The sequence below is a fragment of the Paraburkholderia sp. A1RI-2L genome, assembly GCF_048957375.1.
Lineage (GTDB): Bacteria > Pseudomonadota > Gammaproteobacteria > Burkholderiales > Burkholderiaceae > Paraburkholderia.
In genome coordinates this window covers 2,309,621-2,324,967 of sequence record NZ_JARBTA010000001.1, presented here as the reverse complement: position 1 = coordinate 2,324,967, position 15,347 = coordinate 2,309,621, and the positions used below count along the sequence as shown (strand labels likewise).

Below are 15,347 nucleotides of genomic sequence, written 5' to 3'. Positions count from 1 at the left end.
GATGCCGCACGGGACGATGGTGATATACGAGACGGATATAGAGTGGCGCGGTTTGCGGCTTCGGTCGCTTTTTGTTTTTGCACCTCGCATGAACCACGATATCTCTCCCGCGCCCCGCCATGAGATTGCCGCGCTGCTCGAAGCCGGCCTTGCGCATCACCGCGCCGGCCGGCTGGGCGACGCGCAGGCGTTCTACGCGCGCATTCTCGACCTGCAGCCTGATCATCCCGCCGCGCTGCATTACTTCGGCGTGCTGGCACTCAATCACGGCGACCCCGAACGCGCCGCGCAACTGATGGATCGCGCGCTTGCGCAGGCGCCCGGCGACGCCGAGTTGCTGGGCAATCGTGGCGTGGTCGCGGCGCGGCTGGGCGATCACGCGGCAGCTGCCGCGCTGCAACGCAAGGCCATCGAGATCGCGCCCGAGTTTGCGAATGCGCACAACAATCTTGGCAATGCGCTGATGGATCTCGGCGATCTCGCCTGCGCGGAGCAGCACTATCGGCGGGCTCGCTTGCTCGACCCGCACTCGGCGCATTTCGCGTTCAATCTGGGCCGCGCGCTCGAAAAGGCCGGCCGCGCGCCGGAGGCGGTCGCGCAATATCAGGATGCGCGCGCACTCGATCCAGACGATACGAAAACGCTCACGCATCTCGGCAAGCTCCTGCGCTTGGCCAAGGAACACGCACAGGCCGCCGCCTGCTTCGAGCGGATGGTCGTGCTCGAGCCGGAGAACGCCAATGCGCATTTCGAGTTGGGTTACGTCTACGACGCAATGCATCGTTATGCGGAAGCGATTCCTCACTATCGGCGCGCCATGGCGCTCAAGCCCGACGCAGCGGGCGCCGTGAACAATCTCGCGTTCGCGCTCACAGCGCTCGCACGTTACGACGAGGCCGAGGTGAACTATCGCCGCGCGCTCGAAATCAGTCCGGGCTTGCCGGAGCCGCAGTTCCAGCTCGGCATGCTGATGCTGCGCCGCGGCGAATATGCCGGGGGCTGGCCGCTTTTCGAGCACCGCAAGACCACGACGACCGGCAAGCCCAATTACCGCAAGCTGCCGTGCGCCGAATGGCAGGGTGAGCCGCTCGCGGGCAAGCGCTTCCTGATTGCGCGCGAACAGGGCGTGGGCGACCAGATCCAGTTCGTGCGCTATGCGGGTCTGCTGGCGGAGATGGGCGCGCAGGTCGACGCGTGGGTCGCGCCGGAACTGGCCGCGCTCGCCGCGGCCGTGCCGGGCGTGGCGAATGTGCTCGACGCCGCGCCGGCCGACGAAGCGATCAGTATGCGCTACGACTACTGGTGCGATGTGATGAGCTTGCCGCTGAAGTTTCCTGGCCGGCCGATCCATGCGCCGGTGCCCTACATGCACGCCGATGCCGCGCAGGCCACCGCCTGGCGCGCGCGCGTAGAGGCCCTCGCTGGCGGCGCGCCGCGCTGCATCGGGCTGGTCTGGGCCGGCAATCCGCTTCACCTGTTCGACACGTTCCGCTCGGTGCCGCTCACGTCCTTGCTGCCGCTCGCCGCGCTCGCGGGCAACGCGTGGTTGGCGATCCAGAAGGGGCCCGGTGCCGCGCAGCTCGCCGAGGTCGCAGGGCGCTGGCCGCTGCACGCGCTCGGCGACGATCTCCACGATTTTGCGAGCACCGCGGCGCTCATCGAAAGCCTCGATCTCGTGATTACCGTCGATACCTCGGTTGCGCATCTCGCGGGCGCGCTCGGCAAGCCGGTGTGGGTGCTGCTTGCCGCACAGCCCGACTGGCGTTGGGGCATGGAGCGCACCGATTCGGTCTGGTATCCATCGGCGCGGCTGTTCCGGCAAACCACGCTCGGCGATTGGGACAGCGTGGTGACCGAACTGAAGGCGGCGCTCACGACCGCTCGAACCGAGCCGTACCGGGCTGAAAGCATCCCATGCAGGCGCGAGCGGGCCTAGAATGCGGACTTCTCATCCGCACTGTGGCTTCGCATGGAACTCAAATGGCTCGAAGACTTTGTTTCACTGGCGGAGACGCATAGTTTCAGCCGCTCGGCCGAGCTGCGGCACGTCACGCAGCCGGCATTCTCGCGCCGTATCCAGGCACTCGAAGCGTGGCTCGGCACCGAACTGATCGATCGTTCGGTCTATCCCACACGGCTGACTTCCGCGGGCCAGGTGTTCTACGAGCAGGCGCTCGCGATGCTTTCGCAGTTTCACGAAGCGCGCACCGTGCTGCGCGGCCATACCGCCACGCCCGCCGCGACGATCGAATTCGCGGTGCCGCATACGCTCTCGCTCACGTATTTCCCGCGCTGGCTCCAACGTATCGAAGCGAAGCTCGGCCGGATCCATACGCGCCTGCGCGCGCTGAACGTGCACGACGCGGTGCTCTCGCTCGTGGAGGGCGGCTGCGATCTCGTGATGGGCTATCACCATCCGAGCCACCCGGTGACGCTCGACCCCGCGCGCTACGACACGCTCACGCTCGGCATCGAACCCATCAGCCCGTACTCGGCGCCGCAGCGCGCGGGCCGCGCGCGCTATACGTTGCCCGGCACGGCCGATGCGCCCACACCGTATCTCTCCTATACGCCGAACGCCTATCTGGGCCGCATGACCGAGGTGATCGTCTCCAATGCGCCGGGGCGGCTGTATCTGGACCGCGTCTATGAAACCGACATGGCCGAAGGCCTCAAGGCCATGGCGCTCGCGGGCCACGGCATCGCGTTCCTGCCGCATAGCGCGGTGGAGGACGCCGTCGCGCAGGGCAAGCTGATCCGGCTCGATCGCGGCACGCGCGGCGTGCCTGAGGGCCAGTTCACGATCGACATGGAGATTCGGCTCTACCGCGACAAGCTCGCCTCGCAGGGCGAGGACGCGCGCGAAGCGCTCGTGCGCGCATTGTGGAACGTCGTGAGCGACGAGGTTGCGCGCAACTGAGCACCAACCGGGCGCGACACGTTTTTTCGATTTTGAAAACGTTATGCATGAAATGCATAACGGGATGATCAAACGGCATTGGATTTCGTGTGGGCGTTTTCTGACAATGGCTCCACTTCATCGATCGCCGGAGCGTTCATGTCTTCCCAATCGCAGTCTGCAGTGTCGTCGGTTCCTTCTTACCTTCACGCGGACGATCTTGGTCCGTGGGGCAACTATCTTCGTCAGGTCGACCGCGTGGCGCCGTATCTCGGCTCGCTGTCGCGCTGGCTCGAAACGCTCAAGCGTCCGAAGCGCATCCTGATCGTGGACTGCCCGATCGAACTCGATAACGGCACCGTTGCGCATTTCGAAGGCTATCGCGTGCAGCACAACGTTTCACGCGGTCCCGGCAAGGGCGGCGTGCGTTACCACCAGGACGTTACGCTCTCCGAAGTGATGGCGCTCTCCGCGTGGATGTCGGTGAAGAACGCTGCAGTGAACGTGCCATACGGCGGCGCGAAGGGCGGTATCCGCGTCGATCCGCGCACGCTCTCGCGTGGCGAACTCGAGCGCGTGACGCGCCGCTACACCAGCGAGATCGGCATCATCATCGGACCGAACACTGACATTCCTGCGCCGGACGTGAACACGAACGAGCAGATCATGGCGTGGATGATGGACACCTACTCGATGAACCAGGGCCAGACGGCCACGGGCGTCGTGACGGGCAAGCCCATCTCGCTCGGCGGCTCGTTGGGCCGGCGCGAGGCAACCGGCCGCGGCGTGTTCGTCGTGGGCTGCGAAGCGGCGCGCCGCAAGGGTCTGTCGATCGAAGGCGCACGCATCGCCGTGCAGGGCTTCGGCAACGTGGGCGGCATCGCCGCACGTCTGTTCCAGGAAGCGGGTGCGAAGATCGTGGCCGTGCAGGATCACACCGGCTCGCTCTACAAGTCGACCGGCATGGACGCAGCAGCGCTGCTCGAGCACGTGGGCAAGACGGGTGGCGTGGCAGGTTTCCCGGGCGCGGACATGCTCAGCAACGAAGAATTCTGGACCATCGAAACCGATATCCTGATTCCGGCCGCGCTGGAAAACCAGATCACCGAGCACAACGCGGGCAAGATCCGCACGAAGATCATCGTGGAAGGCGCGAACGGCCCGACCACGACGGCCGCCGACGACATCCTGCACGACAAGGGCGTCCTCATCATTCCGGACGTCGTGGCGAACGCGGGTGGCGTGACCGTTTCGTACTTCGAATGGGTGCAGGACTTCTCGAGCTTCTTCTGGACCGAGTCCGAGATCAACGAGCGTCTCGAGCGCGTGATGCGCGAAGCATTCACGGCGGTCTGGCAGGTGGCGAGCGAGCAGGGCGTGTCGATGCGTACGGCGGCGTTCATCGTTGCATGTAAGCGCATCTTGATGGCGCGCGAAATGCGCGGCCTGTACCCCTGATCGAAGCGCAACTTCGGAGCGCACCCCCGAAGCGCAAATCATCCGGCGGCGGTAAAAATTACGTTTTGAATCGTTGCTGAAAGAAGGCAGGCGGCCCTCAAAAAGGGCCGCCTGCTTTTGCATTGGCGGTGTATAAAACATTCATGCCAGCGCCAGGGTCCACCTTAATTCTTTCAATAAAATTACTTTGCTACACTGGCGGCGATTCTTGCCAAGGAGATCAAGGATGAAAATCAAAAAGGCTGCGCTCGTTCTCGCCACCCTCGGTTTCGTTGCCGTGAGCGCACATGCGCAGGACTCGGGCACGCTCAAGAAAATCAAGGACACGGGCGTCATCTCGCTGGGTCACCGTGAATCGTCGATTCCGTTTTCGTACTATGACGACAAGCAGAACGTGGTCGGCTACTCGCAAGACTTCGCGATGAAGATCGTCGAGGCGGTGAAGCAGAAGCTGAATATGCCGAACCTCAAGGTCAAGATGGTGCCGATCACCTCGCAGAACCGCATTCCGCTCGTGCAGAACGGCACGATCGACATCGAGTGCGGCTCCACGACCAATAACGCCGAACGCCAGCAGCAGGCCGCCTTCACGAACACGATCTTCGTGATCGGCACGCGTCTCATGACGAAGAAGGATTCGGGCATCAAGGACTTCGCCGACCTCAAGGGCAAGACCGTCGTGACGACGGCAGGCACGACGTCCGAGCGCCTCCTGCGCAAGATGAACCAGGACAAGAGCCTGGGCATGAACATCATCAGCGCGAAGGACCATGGCGAGTCGTTCATGACGCTCTCCACGGGCCGCGCAGCCGCATTCATGATGGACGACGCACTGCTCGCGGGCGAGCGCGCGAAGTCGAACAATCCTGGCGATTTCGTGATCGTCGGCACGCCGCAATCGCATGAGGCCTACGGCTGCATGATGCGCAAGAACGACCCGGAGTTCAAGAAGGTCGCCGACGACGCCATCGCGAAGGTCGAGACCTCGGGACAAGCCGATGCGATCTACAAGAAGTGGTTCGAATCGCCGATTCCGCCGAAGGGCCTCAACCTGAACTTCCCGGAAAGCGACGACATGAAGGCGCTCTTCAAGAGCCCGAACGACAAGGCAATCGACTGATCTGGGCGAGAAGCCTGATCGGCGTGTAAAACAGAACGGAAGAAGCCGCGCTTCTTCCGTTCTTTTTGTTGGAGGCTCTTCATGTCCTACCACTGGAACTGGGGCATATTGCTCAGCCCGGTCTCGACGGGCGAACCCACCACCTATCTCGGCTGGATCATCTCGGGCCTCTGGGTGACGGTGTCGGTGTCGCTCTGCGCGTGGGTGATCGCGCTCATCGTCGGCTCGTTGTTCGGCGTGCTGCGCACGGTGCCGAACAAGTACGCGGCCGCCGCGGGCACCGTCTATGTCGCGATCTTCCGCAACATCCCGCTTATCGCGCAGTTCTTCATCTGGTACTTCGTGCTGCCGGAAATCGTGCCGCCGTCGCTTGGCAACGCGTTCAAGCAACTGCCGCCCGGCGTGCAGTTCTTTACGTCGTCGGTGATCTGTCTCGGGCTCTTCACGGCGGCGCGCGTGTGCGAGCAGGTGCGCTCGGGCATCAACGCGTTGCCGCGCGGCCAGCGTGCCGCCGGTCTCGCGATGGGCTTCACGCAGTGGCAGACGTATCGTTACGTCCTGCTGCCGGTGGCTTACCGCATCATCGTGCCGCCGCTCACCTCCGAGTTTCTCAACATCTTCAAGAACTCGGCGGTGGCGTCGACCATCGGCCTGCTCGATCTTTCCGCGCAGGCGCGCCAGCTCGTCGACTACACCGCGCAAAGCTATGAGTCGTTCATCTCGGTCACGCTCGCCTACGTGCTGATCAACCTGATCGTCATGGCGTTGATGCGCTGGGTCGAGGCGAAGTCCAGGCTGCCCGGCTATATCGGAGGCAAGTGATGCATCATTTCGACTGGAGCGGTATTCCGGGCGCGCTGCCGACGTTGTGGACCGGCGCCATCGTCACCTTCAAGATCACGGTCTGCGCGATCGTCGTGGGGATTCTGTGGGGCACGCTGATCGCGCTCATGCGCCTCTCGGGCGTGAAGCTGCTCGCCTGGTTCGCTCAGGGCTATGTCACGGTGTTCCGCTCGATTCCGCTCGTGATGGTCCTGCTGTGGTTCTTCCTGATCGTGCCGCAGTTGCTGCAGAATGTGCTCGGCCTCTCGCCCGATATCGACATTCGGCTGGCTTCCGCAATGGTCGCGTTCTCGCTGTTCGAGGCCGCGTATTATTCGGAGATCATCCGCGCCGGCATTCAGGCGGTGCCGCGCGGGCAGGTGAATGCCTCGTTCGCGCTCGGCATGCGCTACGGCCAGGCAATGCGCTACGTGGTGCTGCCGCAGGCGTTCCGGGCGATGGTGCCGCTGTTGCTCACGCAGGCCATCGTGCTGTTTCAGGATACCTCGCTCGTCTACGTGATCAGCCTCGCTGACTTCTTCCGCACCGCCACCAATATCGGCGACCGTGACGGGACGATGGTCGAGATGGTACTGTTCGCGGGCGCATGCTATTTCGTGATCTGCGTGATCGCGTCGACCCTTGTGAAAAGTCTTCAGAAAAAGGTCGCAAGATGATTTCAATTAAGAACGTTTCGAAGTGGTACGGCCCGTTCCAGGTGCTGACCGACTGCACGACGGAAGTGAAGAAGGGCGAGGTGGTGGTGGTGTGCGGGCCGTCGGGCTCGGGCAAATCCACGCTCATCAAGACCGTCAACGGACTCGAGCCGTTCCAGCAGGGCGAGATCCTCGTGAACGGCCAGTCGGTGGGCGACAAGCGCACCAATCTCTCGAAGCTGCGCGCGAAAGTGGGCATGGTGTTCCAGCACTTCGAGCTGTTCCCGCACCTGTCGATCACCGAGAACCTCACACTCGCGCAAATCAAGGTGCTTGGTCGCGGCAAGGACGAGGCCACCACGAAGGGCCTGAAGCTGCTCGACCGCGTGGGCCTGCGCGCGCATGCGGACAAATTCCCGGGCCAGCTCTCGGGCGGTCAGCAGCAGCGCGTGGCGATTGCGCGCGCGCTGTCGATGGATCCCATCGCGATGCTGTTCGATGAGCCTACCTCGGCGCTCGACCCCGAGATGATCAACGAGGTGCTCGACGTGATGGTGGAGCTCGCGCAGGAAGGCATGACCATGATGTGCGTGACGCACGAAATGGGCTTCGCCAAGAAGGTCGCGCACCGCGTGATCTTCATGGACAAGGGGCTCATCGTGGAGGACGACCGCAAGGAAGACTTCTTCGCGAATCCGAAGTCGGACCGCGCGAAGGACTTTCTCGCGAAGATCCTGCACTGAGTGTTTCGCGCCGCGAGGCATAAAAAAACCGCGCAGGCCTTCGAGCCTTGCGCGGTTTTTTCGTTCGGGCATGAGCGCCGCGTCATTCGCCCCAGGTCTGCAAGGCGGCGACGACTTGCGGGTCCACCGCACCCGGCTGGGCGGCCACGCGCGATGCGCTCGCCGAGGCGTCCGTCGACGGATTCTTGAGCTTGTCGAGCACCTTTTGCGGCACCGGCACGCTCCTGCGCGCGACGACGTCGCCATGCTGGAACATCAGCAGATCGCCGGGGGCGAAGCGCGTCCAGATCTCGTTGTCGGTGAGCGGCGCGGTGGCGATCACCGACACGCGGTCTTCGGGCGTGGTGTATTTGGCGAAGTCGATCGAGACATCGGCATCGACCAGATGCGCGGTGGAAAACGGCCAACTGCGCACGAGGTAGTACAGATGCGTGGAGCAATGGGCGAACAGCGCCTGGCCGTTCGACAGCAGGAAGTTGAACACGCCGAACTGGGTAATTTCGCGCGTTAGCGATTCCAGCGTCGCGAACAGTTCGTCGAGCGGCGGCTGGGTCCCCGGATGAGCCTTGCGCAGGCCTTGCAACAGCGTGCAGAAAGCCAGTTCGCTATCGGTGGTGCCGACCGGCTGATAGACGTCCGTCATGACCGGATTGAAGTCCTGCAGGTCGCCGTTGTGCGCGAAGATCCAGTGGCGGCCCCAGAGCTCGCGCTGGAACGGATGGCTGTTCTCGAGCGACGTATGCCCCTGGGTGGCCTTGCGGATGTGGGCGATGGTGTTGCGCGACTTGATCGGGTAGCGCTTGACCATTTCGGCGATGGGCGAGCGCGCCGACGCCTCGTGGTCGATGAACAGGCGGCAGGCCTTGTCCTCGAAGAATGCGATGCCCCAGCCGTCGGCATGGTGGTCGGTGGCGCCGCCGCGCGCCGCGAATCCTGTGAAGGAGAACGTGACGTCCGTTGGCGCGGCGCAGTTCATTCCGAGAAGTTGGCACATGATGCTTATGGTACGTACGTAACGCAGGTACGGGGTGCGGGAGCTCTGGCGTGCTCCCCGTGAAGGGCGACCCGGTACAATGACGATTTTCCAAGCATATCACCGGGCTGCGGCGCGCCAGTACGAAATTTGTCGGACACATTCCCGGCGCTCGCTTAAGCGCACCGGCGCGGCATTGGCGCATGATGGCCGCGTGCGGGTTGCCGCGCGGACTGTCGTGCGCGCGCGACGCCGCGCCTGGCGTCCAACGCCTTGCAGCCCCGTGCTTTGCACCCTGATTTCGCAGTCCGATCATCCGTGGCGCACCGCGCCTCACACTAGCCATGAACGCTTCCACACCCACGACTCTCACGCTAGCCCGCCCTGACGACTGGCACCTGCACGTGCGCGACGGCGCGATGCTTGCAGCGGTGCTGCCGCATACGGCGCGCCAGTTCGGCCGCGCGATCATCATGCCGAACCTGAAGCCTCCGGTCACGACGACCGCGCAGGCCGCGGCCTACCGCGAGCGCATTCTCGCAGCGTTGCCCGCGGGCGCGAAGTTCGAGCCGCTAATGACGCTCTATCTCACCGACAACACGCCGCCCGAGGAAATCCGCCTCGCGAAGGCGAGCGGCTTCGTGCATGGCGTGAAGCTTTACCCGGCGGGCGCGACCACCAATTCGGACGCGGGCGTGACCGACATCCGCAAATGCGCGCCGACCCTCGAGGCGATGCAGGAAGTGGGCATGCCGCTGCTGGTGCACGGTGAAGTGACGAGCGCCGACATCGATCTGTTCGACCGCGAGAAGATTTTCATTGACCGCGTGATGACGCCGCTGCGCCGCGATTTTCCGGCCCTGAAGGTGGTCTTCGAACACATCACGACCAAGGACGCCGTCGATTACATTCGCGCGGACCACGCGGCGCCCGGCCTGCTGGGCGCGACGATCACGGCGCACCACCTGCTGTACAACCGCAACGCGCTGTTCCAAGGCGGCATTCGTCCGCATTACTTCTGCCTGCCGGTGCTCAAGCGCGAGACGCATCGCGTGGCGCTCGTCGAGGCGGCTACCTCGGGCGACGCGCGCTTTTTCCTCGGCACCGATAGTGCGCCGCACCCGAAGGGCCTGAAGGAGCACGCATGCGGCTGCGCGGGCTGCTATACGGCGCTGCACGCGCTCGAACTCTATGCCGAGGCGTTCGACAACGCCGGCGCGCTCGACAAGCTCGAGGGCTTTGCGAGCTTTTTCGGCGCCGATTTTTACGGGCTGCCGCGCAGTGCGGAAACCGTCACGCTGCGCCGCGAGCCATGGACGCTGCCGGCGGAAATCAGCGTTGGCGACGCGCCCGTCGTGCCGCTGCGTGGCGGCGAGACGATCGGCTGGAAGCTGATTTGAACGTAGCGATGCCCGGCGCAGCGACGCCCGGAGCGCCAAAGCCCGGCGCGGCGCGCCGGACTTTGCCAGAAGGCAGTTTCGCCGACATCGACTGGGCGCGCCCCTGGTTCGCCCAGCACGAGGCGCGCGGCCGGCGCTGGCAGCAAGCCGCGCTGGCGGGCTATGCGCACTATCTCGACGAGCTGAACGCCGATGCGTGCGCCGCGCAACAGTTCACGGGCCGCGGCCAGCGGCTCGCATTCATCGCGCAGGACGATCTGCCCGAAGGCGCCGCCTACGAGGCCCACATTGCCGCGACGGGGTGCGTGCCCACGCGCCACAATCTCCACGACTTCTTTAACGCGCTGGCCTGGTTTGCGTTCCCGCGCATCAAGGCGGCGCTCAACGCGCGCCAGGCGGCGGCGATCGACGTGCTCGGCGTGGGGCCCACGCGCGGCGGCGTGCGCGACGCGCTGACGTTATTCGACGAGAACGCAGTGCTGTTCGCGAGCGCCGATCCTGCGCTCACACAGGCGTTGCGCGGCTTCGACTGGCGCGCGTTGTTCGTCGAGGGACTCTCTGCATGGGAGACCGCGGCGATGACGACGGGGGCAACGGCCACCGTGGCACACCCGCTGGTGCGCTGCGAGGTCCACGTATTCGGCCATGCGTTGCTGGAGAAGCTGATCGTGCCCTATGCCGCGTGCACGGCGCACGCGTGGGTAATCGACGTTCCGCCGGCGTACTTTGCGTGGCCGCGCGCGCAGCGAAACGCGTATCTGGACGAAACGGTGAGCGCGACGCTCGCCGCCGACGCGCATCTGAACGGGCGCAGCTTCTCGCCGCTGCCAGTGCTGGGCATTCCGGGCTGGTGGGCGCCGAACGAAGACCCGTCGTTCTACAACGACACCGCCGTATTTCGCCCGGGCCGGCGCGCACGCTAAGTGCGTCGCGTGAGGTGCCCGGCGCATTCGGCAGGCACTGCGCGCGACGGACTCACCCGTGCTAATATCGCGCCTCGCAAAGCAGGCCAGGCAGTCGCGGCCCCGAGGTTCACGCCGAGGGGGCGAGGAAAGTCCGGACTCCACAGGGCAGGGTGATGGCTAACGGCCATCCGTGGCGACACGCGGAACAGGGCAACAGAGAACAGACCGCCGATGGCCCGATTTCGGTCGGGATCAGGTAAGGGTGAAACGGTGCGGTAAGAGCGCACCGCGTCTGCGGCGACGTAGACGGCACGGTAACCTCCACCCGGAGCAATTCCAAGTAGGCAGGCGCGCATCTTCGAGATGCAGGACGGGGCCCCCGTCTCGTCTGCGGGTAGGAAGCTTGAGCGCGTCAGCAATGGCGCGCCTAGAGGAATGGCTGCCACGCGCGGCGTGCCTTCGGGCGCGGCGCGTGCACAGAATCCGGCTTATCGGCCTGCTTTGCCGCCTCATTCACGCAAAAAGCCGGCGCGGTTCATTGAAGAACCGCGCCGGCTTTTTCTTTTGCCGCCGATTTTCGCCGCAGATCTTAGGCTGCGACGATCTCGAACGAGTGCGTGATCTCGGCAGTCTTGCCGATCATGATCGACGCCGAGCAGTACTTGTCGTGCGAGAGATTGATCGCGCGCTCGACGGTGGCCGGATTCAGGTTCTTGCCGGTCACGGTGAAGTGGAAATGGATCTTCGTGAAGACCTTGGGGTCTTCGCTCGCGCGTTCGGCCTTCAGCGTCACGTTGCAGCCGGTAACTTCCTGGCGGCTCTTCTTCAGAATCAGGACCACGTCGTAGGCCGTGCAGCCGCCCGTGCCGAGCAGCACCATTTCCATCGGGCGCGGCGCGAGATTGTGGCCGCCGCCTTCCGGCGCGCCGTCCATGTTGACGAGATGGCCACTACCCGTTTCGGCTGCGAATGCCATGCCATCCTGACCCATCCAGCTTACTTTGCATTCCATGCGTTTGCCCCTGCGCAAATTTCTCGATTCAGCCGGCATTGTAGCCCGGCCCTACTGGTATGTCCGGGAGGACAGGGTGCATGCGAGTCATGCGCCCGGCTTGAATGCTGCGGCGCGACATCTTCCGAATAAGTCGGATTTCCCTCGTGTAATTGGGGGGTGCTCTAGTCGATGCATGTCGTTTTGCCTATGTTTATTTTTAACGCGTTGATTTTTATATGGAAAATATGGATGCGCGCCGCACTTTTATTTCATATTATGGTGTATGTTTTCATGATGCAAATTCCCTTGCGTCGCACAAGGTCGATCCGTATAATTCGTCTCATTGGTTGTCGTGTTTCACGACACCTCAGCATGTCTCCTCCACCCTCCTCCAAAAGGTGGATTAAGCCCAGGCAAACGCGCTTGGGCTTTTTTTCGTCCGCTGTTTTTGGCGCCGCCCCTGCGCCGGCGCGCGAAAACTTTGACGACGCGCCAATTTTCCCTTTATAATCGTAGGTTCTCCGCATCCATGTCCGAGCGGAGACGGGGCAACCCGAACCAGGGAGAGCCTGCGCCGACGTCAACGAGCGTCACTACACAAGCAGGACCAAAAAACAGGGCACAGCATATTTTTTGGATCGATCATGAAGACTTTTTCCGCCAAGGCACATGAAGTGCAGCGCGAATGGTACGTGATTGACGCGACGGATAAGGTTCTCGGCCGTGTCGCCAGCGAAGTGGCACGCCGTCTTCGCGGCAAGCACAAGCCTGAGTTCACCCCGCACGTCGACACGGGTGATTTCATCATCATCATCAACGCCGGCAAGCTGAAGGTCACGGGCAACAAGACCACCGACAAGAAGTACTACCGTCACTCGGGCTACCCGGGCGGTATCTACGAAACGACGTTCGGCAAGATGCAAGAGCGCTTCCCGGGCCGTGCGCTCGAGAAGGCCGTGAAGGGCATGCTGCCCAAGGGCCCGCTCGGCTACGCGATGATCAAGAAGCTGAAGGTCTACGCAGACGCAACGCACCCGCACTCGGCACAACAGCCGAAGGCGCTCGAGATCTAAGGGGAGCCCACATGATCGGTAACTGGAATTACGGTACGGGCCGCCGCAAGAGCGCCGTCGCTCGTGTCTTCATCAAGTCGGGCAAGGGCGACATCATCGTCAATGGCAAGCCCATCGCCGACTACTTCTCGCGCGAAACGTCGCTCATGATCGTGCGTCAGCCGCTGGAACTCACGAACCACGCCACGACGTTCGACATCAAGGTGAACGTGAACGGCGGCGGCGAAACCGGCCAGGCCGGCGCAGTTCGCCACGGCATCACGCGCGCGCTGATGGACTACGACGCAACGCTCAAGCCGGCACTGTCGCAAGCTGGCTTCGTGACCCGCGATGCACGTGAAGTGGAACGTAAGAAGGTCGGTTTCCACAAGGCACGTCGCCGCAAGCAGTTCTCGAAGCGTTAATTTGCGCTTCGGCGCGGCGCTCTTCACCGGGCGCAGCGCTGCTGCAAAAGCCGTCCGCGCTCATGCGCCGGACGGCTTTTTCGTTTGATGGGCATCCATTTATGCCCGGCCGCAAACAAGTGGCGAAAACCCCTTGATTTCGTGGGTTTCAGCACGAACTGCGGAAGAGCCCTACAATAGCGACTAGAAGCTTTTTTGGAGAGTTCGAATGAACGCTGTCACCGAGACCCCCGTGACTGAAATGCCCGGTCCCTTCGTCTTTACCGACGCAGCGGCTGACAAGGTCAAGCAACTGATCGACGAGGAAGGCAATCCGGAGCTGAAGCTGCGTGTGTTCGTGCAGGGCGGCGGCTGTTCGGGCTTCCAGTACGGATTCACGTTCGACGAGGCCGTCAACGAAGACGATACCGTGATGAACAAGAACGGCGTCCAGTTGCTGATCGATTCGATGAGCTATCAGTACCTCATCGGCGCCGAGATCGACTATAAGGACGATCTGAACGGTGCGCAGTTCGTCATCAAGAACCCGAACGCCACGACCACCTGCGGTTGCGGCTCGTCGTTCTCGGTTTGAGCGCACACGTCCGGCAGTAAAAAAACGGGGCATCAAGCCCCGTTTTTCATTTCTGCGCTCGCGAATTCATGCGCGGGCTTTCTATTTCGGATAAATCGCACCCAGCACGCGTTCGCCCGCCGCGCCCGTTACGGCCGGCAGGTTGCCCGGCTCGCGTGCGACGCAGCGCATCGCGAGCCACGCAAAGGCGAGCGGCTCGACCTGCTGCGGCGGCACGCCTAGCGCCCCGGTTGTCGCGACCGGCACGCCGGCCACGCCGCTGGTTTCCAGCGCCTTTTGCAGTGCGCTCATCAACGCCTTGTTGCGCGCGCCGCCGCCGCACACGTAAACGGTCCGGCAATCCCCCGCATGACGCTCGATTTCGCGCGCGACGCTCACCGCCGTGAGCGCGACGAGGGAAGCCTGCACGTCGGCCGGCGCGAGCGATTCGAAGCCCTTCAGTTTTTGATCGAGCCATTGCGCGTTGAAAAGATCGCGCCCCGTGCTCTTGGGCGGTGGCTGCTCGAAGAACGGCTCGTCGAGCAGCACGTTCAGCAGCGGCTGATGCAGCGCGCCGCTCGCCGCGAACTGGCCGTTGTCGTCGTAGGGCTTGCCCAGATGCCGCTCGGCCCACAGGTCGAGCAGGGCGTTGGCCGGCCCGCAGTCAAAGCCGCGCACCGCGCCCGTCGACGAGAGCACCGTGATGTTGCTGATGCCGCCGAGATTGCAGACGACGCGCGTTTCGTCGAGCGAGCCGAACAGCGTCGCGTGAAACGCCGGCACGAGCGGCGCGCCCTGACCGCCCGAAGCGACGTCGCGGCTGCGGAAGTCGGCGATCACGTCGATGTGTGCGAGCTCCGCGAGCAGCGCGGGATTCTGGATCTGCACCGTAAAGCCCTTCTCGGGCCGATGGCGGACGGTCTGGCCGTGGGCGCCGATGGCGCGCACCTCGTCCGAGGAGAGATTGCCCGAGCGCAGCAGCTCGTGGCAGCAGACCGCATAGCGGGCCGCGAGCGCATTGCCCGCGAGCGAGGCACGCACGATCTCGTTCTCACCGGGCTGCTGCAGCGAAAAGAGCGCGTCGCGCAGGCCCTGCGCGAAGCCCACGAAGGCCTCCGCGAGCACCACGGGCCGCTTGCCGTGTTCGAATCGCACGGCGATGCCGTCCACGCCGTCCATGCTGGTACCGGACATCAGGCCGAAATACACGCCGTCGGCTGGGTATGCGCTGTCTTTGCGTGCGGGCGCCACGTTGATGCTCCTTTCGTGAGTGCGGGAAGGGATTCTGACGGTGATTATCGCGGCAATGGCCATTGAGCGTAAGCCGCCTTGTCGCGCGAATCACGT

General features: G+C 63.6%; 15 protein-coding genes and 1 other RNA gene. 13 read left to right on the top strand and 3 right to left on the bottom strand.

The features are described from left to right. Positions 1–88 precede the first annotated feature (88 nt). The 7 genes from PWP93_RS10615 to PWP93_RS10585 all read left to right on the top strand — a co-directional run bounded on the left by PWP93_RS10615 (position 89) and on the right by PWP93_RS10585 (position 7,698). Positions 89–1,936, top strand: coding sequence for a tetratricopeptide repeat protein (locus PWP93_RS10615; RefSeq protein WP_421044457.1), 1,848 nt, complete (start codon positions 89–91; stop codon positions 1,934–1,936). Between the two features lie 33 nt (positions 1,937–1,969). Then, positions 1,970–2,920: a LysR family transcriptional regulator gene (locus PWP93_RS10610; RefSeq protein ID WP_421044456.1), complete on the top strand. Its 951-nt coding sequence runs from the start codon at positions 1,970–1,972 to the stop codon at positions 2,918–2,920. 138 nt (positions 2,921–3,058) lie between these two features. After that, positions 3,059–4,357: a Glu/Leu/Phe/Val family dehydrogenase gene (locus tag PWP93_RS10605; RefSeq protein WP_421044455.1), complete on the top strand. Its 1,299-nt coding sequence runs from the start codon at positions 3,059–3,061 to the stop codon at positions 4,355–4,357. A gap of 226 nt (positions 4,358–4,583) precedes the next feature. Further along, a complete protein-coding gene (locus PWP93_RS10600) occupies positions 4,584–5,477 on the top strand; it encodes a glutamate/aspartate ABC transporter substrate-binding protein (protein ID WP_421023020.1) in 894 nt (297 codons plus the stop codon). Between the two features lie 81 nt (positions 5,478–5,558). Next, positions 5,559–6,299: an amino acid ABC transporter permease gene (locus tag PWP93_RS10595; RefSeq protein WP_421044454.1), complete on the top strand. Its 741-nt coding sequence runs from the start codon at positions 5,559–5,561 to the stop codon at positions 6,297–6,299. After that, positions 6,299–6,976: a glutamate/aspartate ABC transporter permease GltK gene (gltK, locus tag PWP93_RS10590; RefSeq protein WP_421023022.1), complete on the top strand. Its 678-nt coding sequence runs from the start codon at positions 6,299–6,301 to the stop codon at positions 6,974–6,976. Before PWP93_RS10595 ends, gltK begins: the two co-directional genes overlap by 1 nt. Then, on the top strand, positions 6,973–7,698 hold the full coding sequence (locus tag PWP93_RS10585; protein ID WP_421023023.1) for an amino acid ABC transporter ATP-binding protein: 726 nt from the start codon (positions 6,973–6,975) through the stop codon (positions 7,696–7,698). The genes gltK and PWP93_RS10585 overlap by 4 nt, the downstream gene beginning before the upstream one ends. 82 nt (positions 7,699–7,780) lie before the next feature. Here the strand turns inward: PWP93_RS10585 and PWP93_RS10580 are convergent, their stop codons facing one another. Then, entirely contained in the window at positions 7,781–8,692 is a 912-nt protein-coding gene (locus PWP93_RS10580) for a class II glutamine amidotransferase (protein ID WP_421044453.1), read from the bottom strand. 323 nt (positions 8,693–9,015) lie between these two features. On the opposite strand from PWP93_RS10580, the gene pyrC reads away from it, so the two are divergent. The 3 genes from pyrC (at position 9,016) to rnpB (ending at position 11,483) form a co-directional block, all read left to right on the top strand. After that, positions 9,016–10,071 (top strand): dihydroorotase, encoded by a 1,056-nt coding sequence (gene pyrC / locus PWP93_RS10575; protein ID WP_421044452.1) that lies wholly within the window; start codon positions 9,016–9,018, stop codon positions 10,069–10,071. After that, on the top strand, positions 10,068–10,994 hold the full coding sequence (locus tag PWP93_RS10570; RefSeq protein ID WP_421044451.1) for a DUF3025 domain-containing protein: 927 nt from the start codon (positions 10,068–10,070) through the stop codon (positions 10,992–10,994). The genes pyrC and PWP93_RS10570 overlap by 4 nt, the downstream gene beginning before the upstream one ends. A 78-nt stretch (positions 10,995–11,072) precedes the next feature. After that, an RNA gene (gene rnpB / locus PWP93_RS10565) (RNase P RNA component class A) lies at positions 11,073–11,483 on the top strand. 82 nt (positions 11,484–11,565) lie between these two features. On the opposite strand, the gene PWP93_RS10560 is transcribed toward rnpB, so the two are convergent. Beyond that, positions 11,566–11,988, bottom strand: a complete 423-nt coding sequence (locus PWP93_RS10560; protein ID WP_421044450.1) for an OsmC family protein — start codon at positions 11,986–11,988, stop codon at positions 11,566–11,568. Positions 11,989–12,614: 626 nt separating this feature from the next. On the opposite strand from PWP93_RS10560, the gene rplM reads away from it, so the two are divergent. The 3 genes from rplM (at position 12,615) to erpA (ending at position 14,021) form a co-directional block, all read left to right on the top strand. Further along, positions 12,615–13,043 (top strand): 50S ribosomal protein L13, encoded by a 429-nt coding sequence (gene rplM / locus PWP93_RS10555; RefSeq protein WP_027795838.1) that lies wholly within the window; start codon positions 12,615–12,617, stop codon positions 13,041–13,043. A gap of 11 nt (positions 13,044–13,054) precedes the next feature. Further along, positions 13,055–13,447, top strand: coding sequence for a 30S ribosomal protein S9 (gene rpsI / locus PWP93_RS10550; RefSeq protein WP_028216172.1), 393 nt, complete (start codon positions 13,055–13,057; stop codon positions 13,445–13,447). Positions 13,448–13,655: 208 nt separating this feature from the next. Next, a complete protein-coding gene (erpA, locus tag PWP93_RS10545; protein WP_421023027.1) occupies positions 13,656–14,021 on the top strand; it encodes an iron-sulfur cluster insertion protein ErpA in 366 nt (121 codons plus the stop codon). Between the two features lie 81 nt (positions 14,022–14,102). Here the strand turns inward: erpA and PWP93_RS10540 are convergent, their stop codons facing one another. Continuing rightward, entirely contained in the window at positions 14,103–15,314 is a 1,212-nt protein-coding gene (locus tag PWP93_RS10540; protein ID WP_421044449.1) for an anhydro-N-acetylmuramic acid kinase, read from the bottom strand. Positions 15,315–15,347: the final 33 nt, after the last annotated feature.

Excerpts from the sequence above, each read along its gene's own strand:
- PWP93_RS10615 (WP_421044457.1), top strand. The coding sequence starts at position 89 with ATGAACCACGATATCTCTCCCGCGCCCCGCCATGAGATTGCCGCGCTG.
- PWP93_RS10610 (WP_421044456.1), top strand. The coding sequence starts at position 1,970 with ATGGAACTCAAATGGCTCGAAGACTTTGTTTCACTGGCGGAGACGCAT.
- PWP93_RS10605 (WP_421044455.1), top strand. The coding sequence starts at position 3,059 with ATGTCTTCCCAATCGCAGTCTGCAGTGTCGTCGGTTCCTTCTTACCTT.
- PWP93_RS10600 (WP_421023020.1), top strand. The coding sequence starts at position 4,584 with ATGAAAATCAAAAAGGCTGCGCTCGTTCTCGCCACCCTCGGTTTCGTT.
- PWP93_RS10595 (WP_421044454.1), top strand. The coding sequence starts at position 5,559 with ATGTCCTACCACTGGAACTGGGGCATATTGCTCAGCCCGGTCTCGACG.
- gltK (WP_421023022.1), top strand. The coding sequence starts at position 6,299 with ATGCATCATTTCGACTGGAGCGGTATTCCGGGCGCGCTGCCGACGTTG.
- PWP93_RS10585 (WP_421023023.1), top strand. The coding sequence starts at position 6,973 with ATGATTTCAATTAAGAACGTTTCGAAGTGGTACGGCCCGTTCCAGGTG.
- PWP93_RS10580 (WP_421044453.1), bottom strand. The coding sequence starts at position 8,692 with ATGTGCCAACTTCTCGGAATGAACTGCGCCGCGCCAACGGACGTCACG.
- pyrC (WP_421044452.1), top strand. The coding sequence starts at position 9,016 with ATGAACGCTTCCACACCCACGACTCTCACGCTAGCCCGCCCTGACGAC.
- PWP93_RS10560 (WP_421044450.1), bottom strand. The coding sequence starts at position 11,988 with ATGGAATGCAAAGTAAGCTGGATGGGTCAGGATGGCATGGCATTCGCA.
- rplM (WP_027795838.1), top strand. The coding sequence starts at position 12,615 with ATGAAGACTTTTTCCGCCAAGGCACATGAAGTGCAGCGCGAATGGTAC.
- rpsI (WP_028216172.1), top strand. The coding sequence starts at position 13,055 with ATGATCGGTAACTGGAATTACGGTACGGGCCGCCGCAAGAGCGCCGTC.
- erpA (WP_421023027.1), top strand. The coding sequence starts at position 13,656 with ATGAACGCTGTCACCGAGACCCCCGTGACTGAAATGCCCGGTCCCTTC.
- PWP93_RS10540 (WP_421044449.1), bottom strand. The coding sequence starts at position 15,314 with ATGGCCATTGCCGCGATAATCACCGTCAGAATCCCTTCCCGCACTCAC.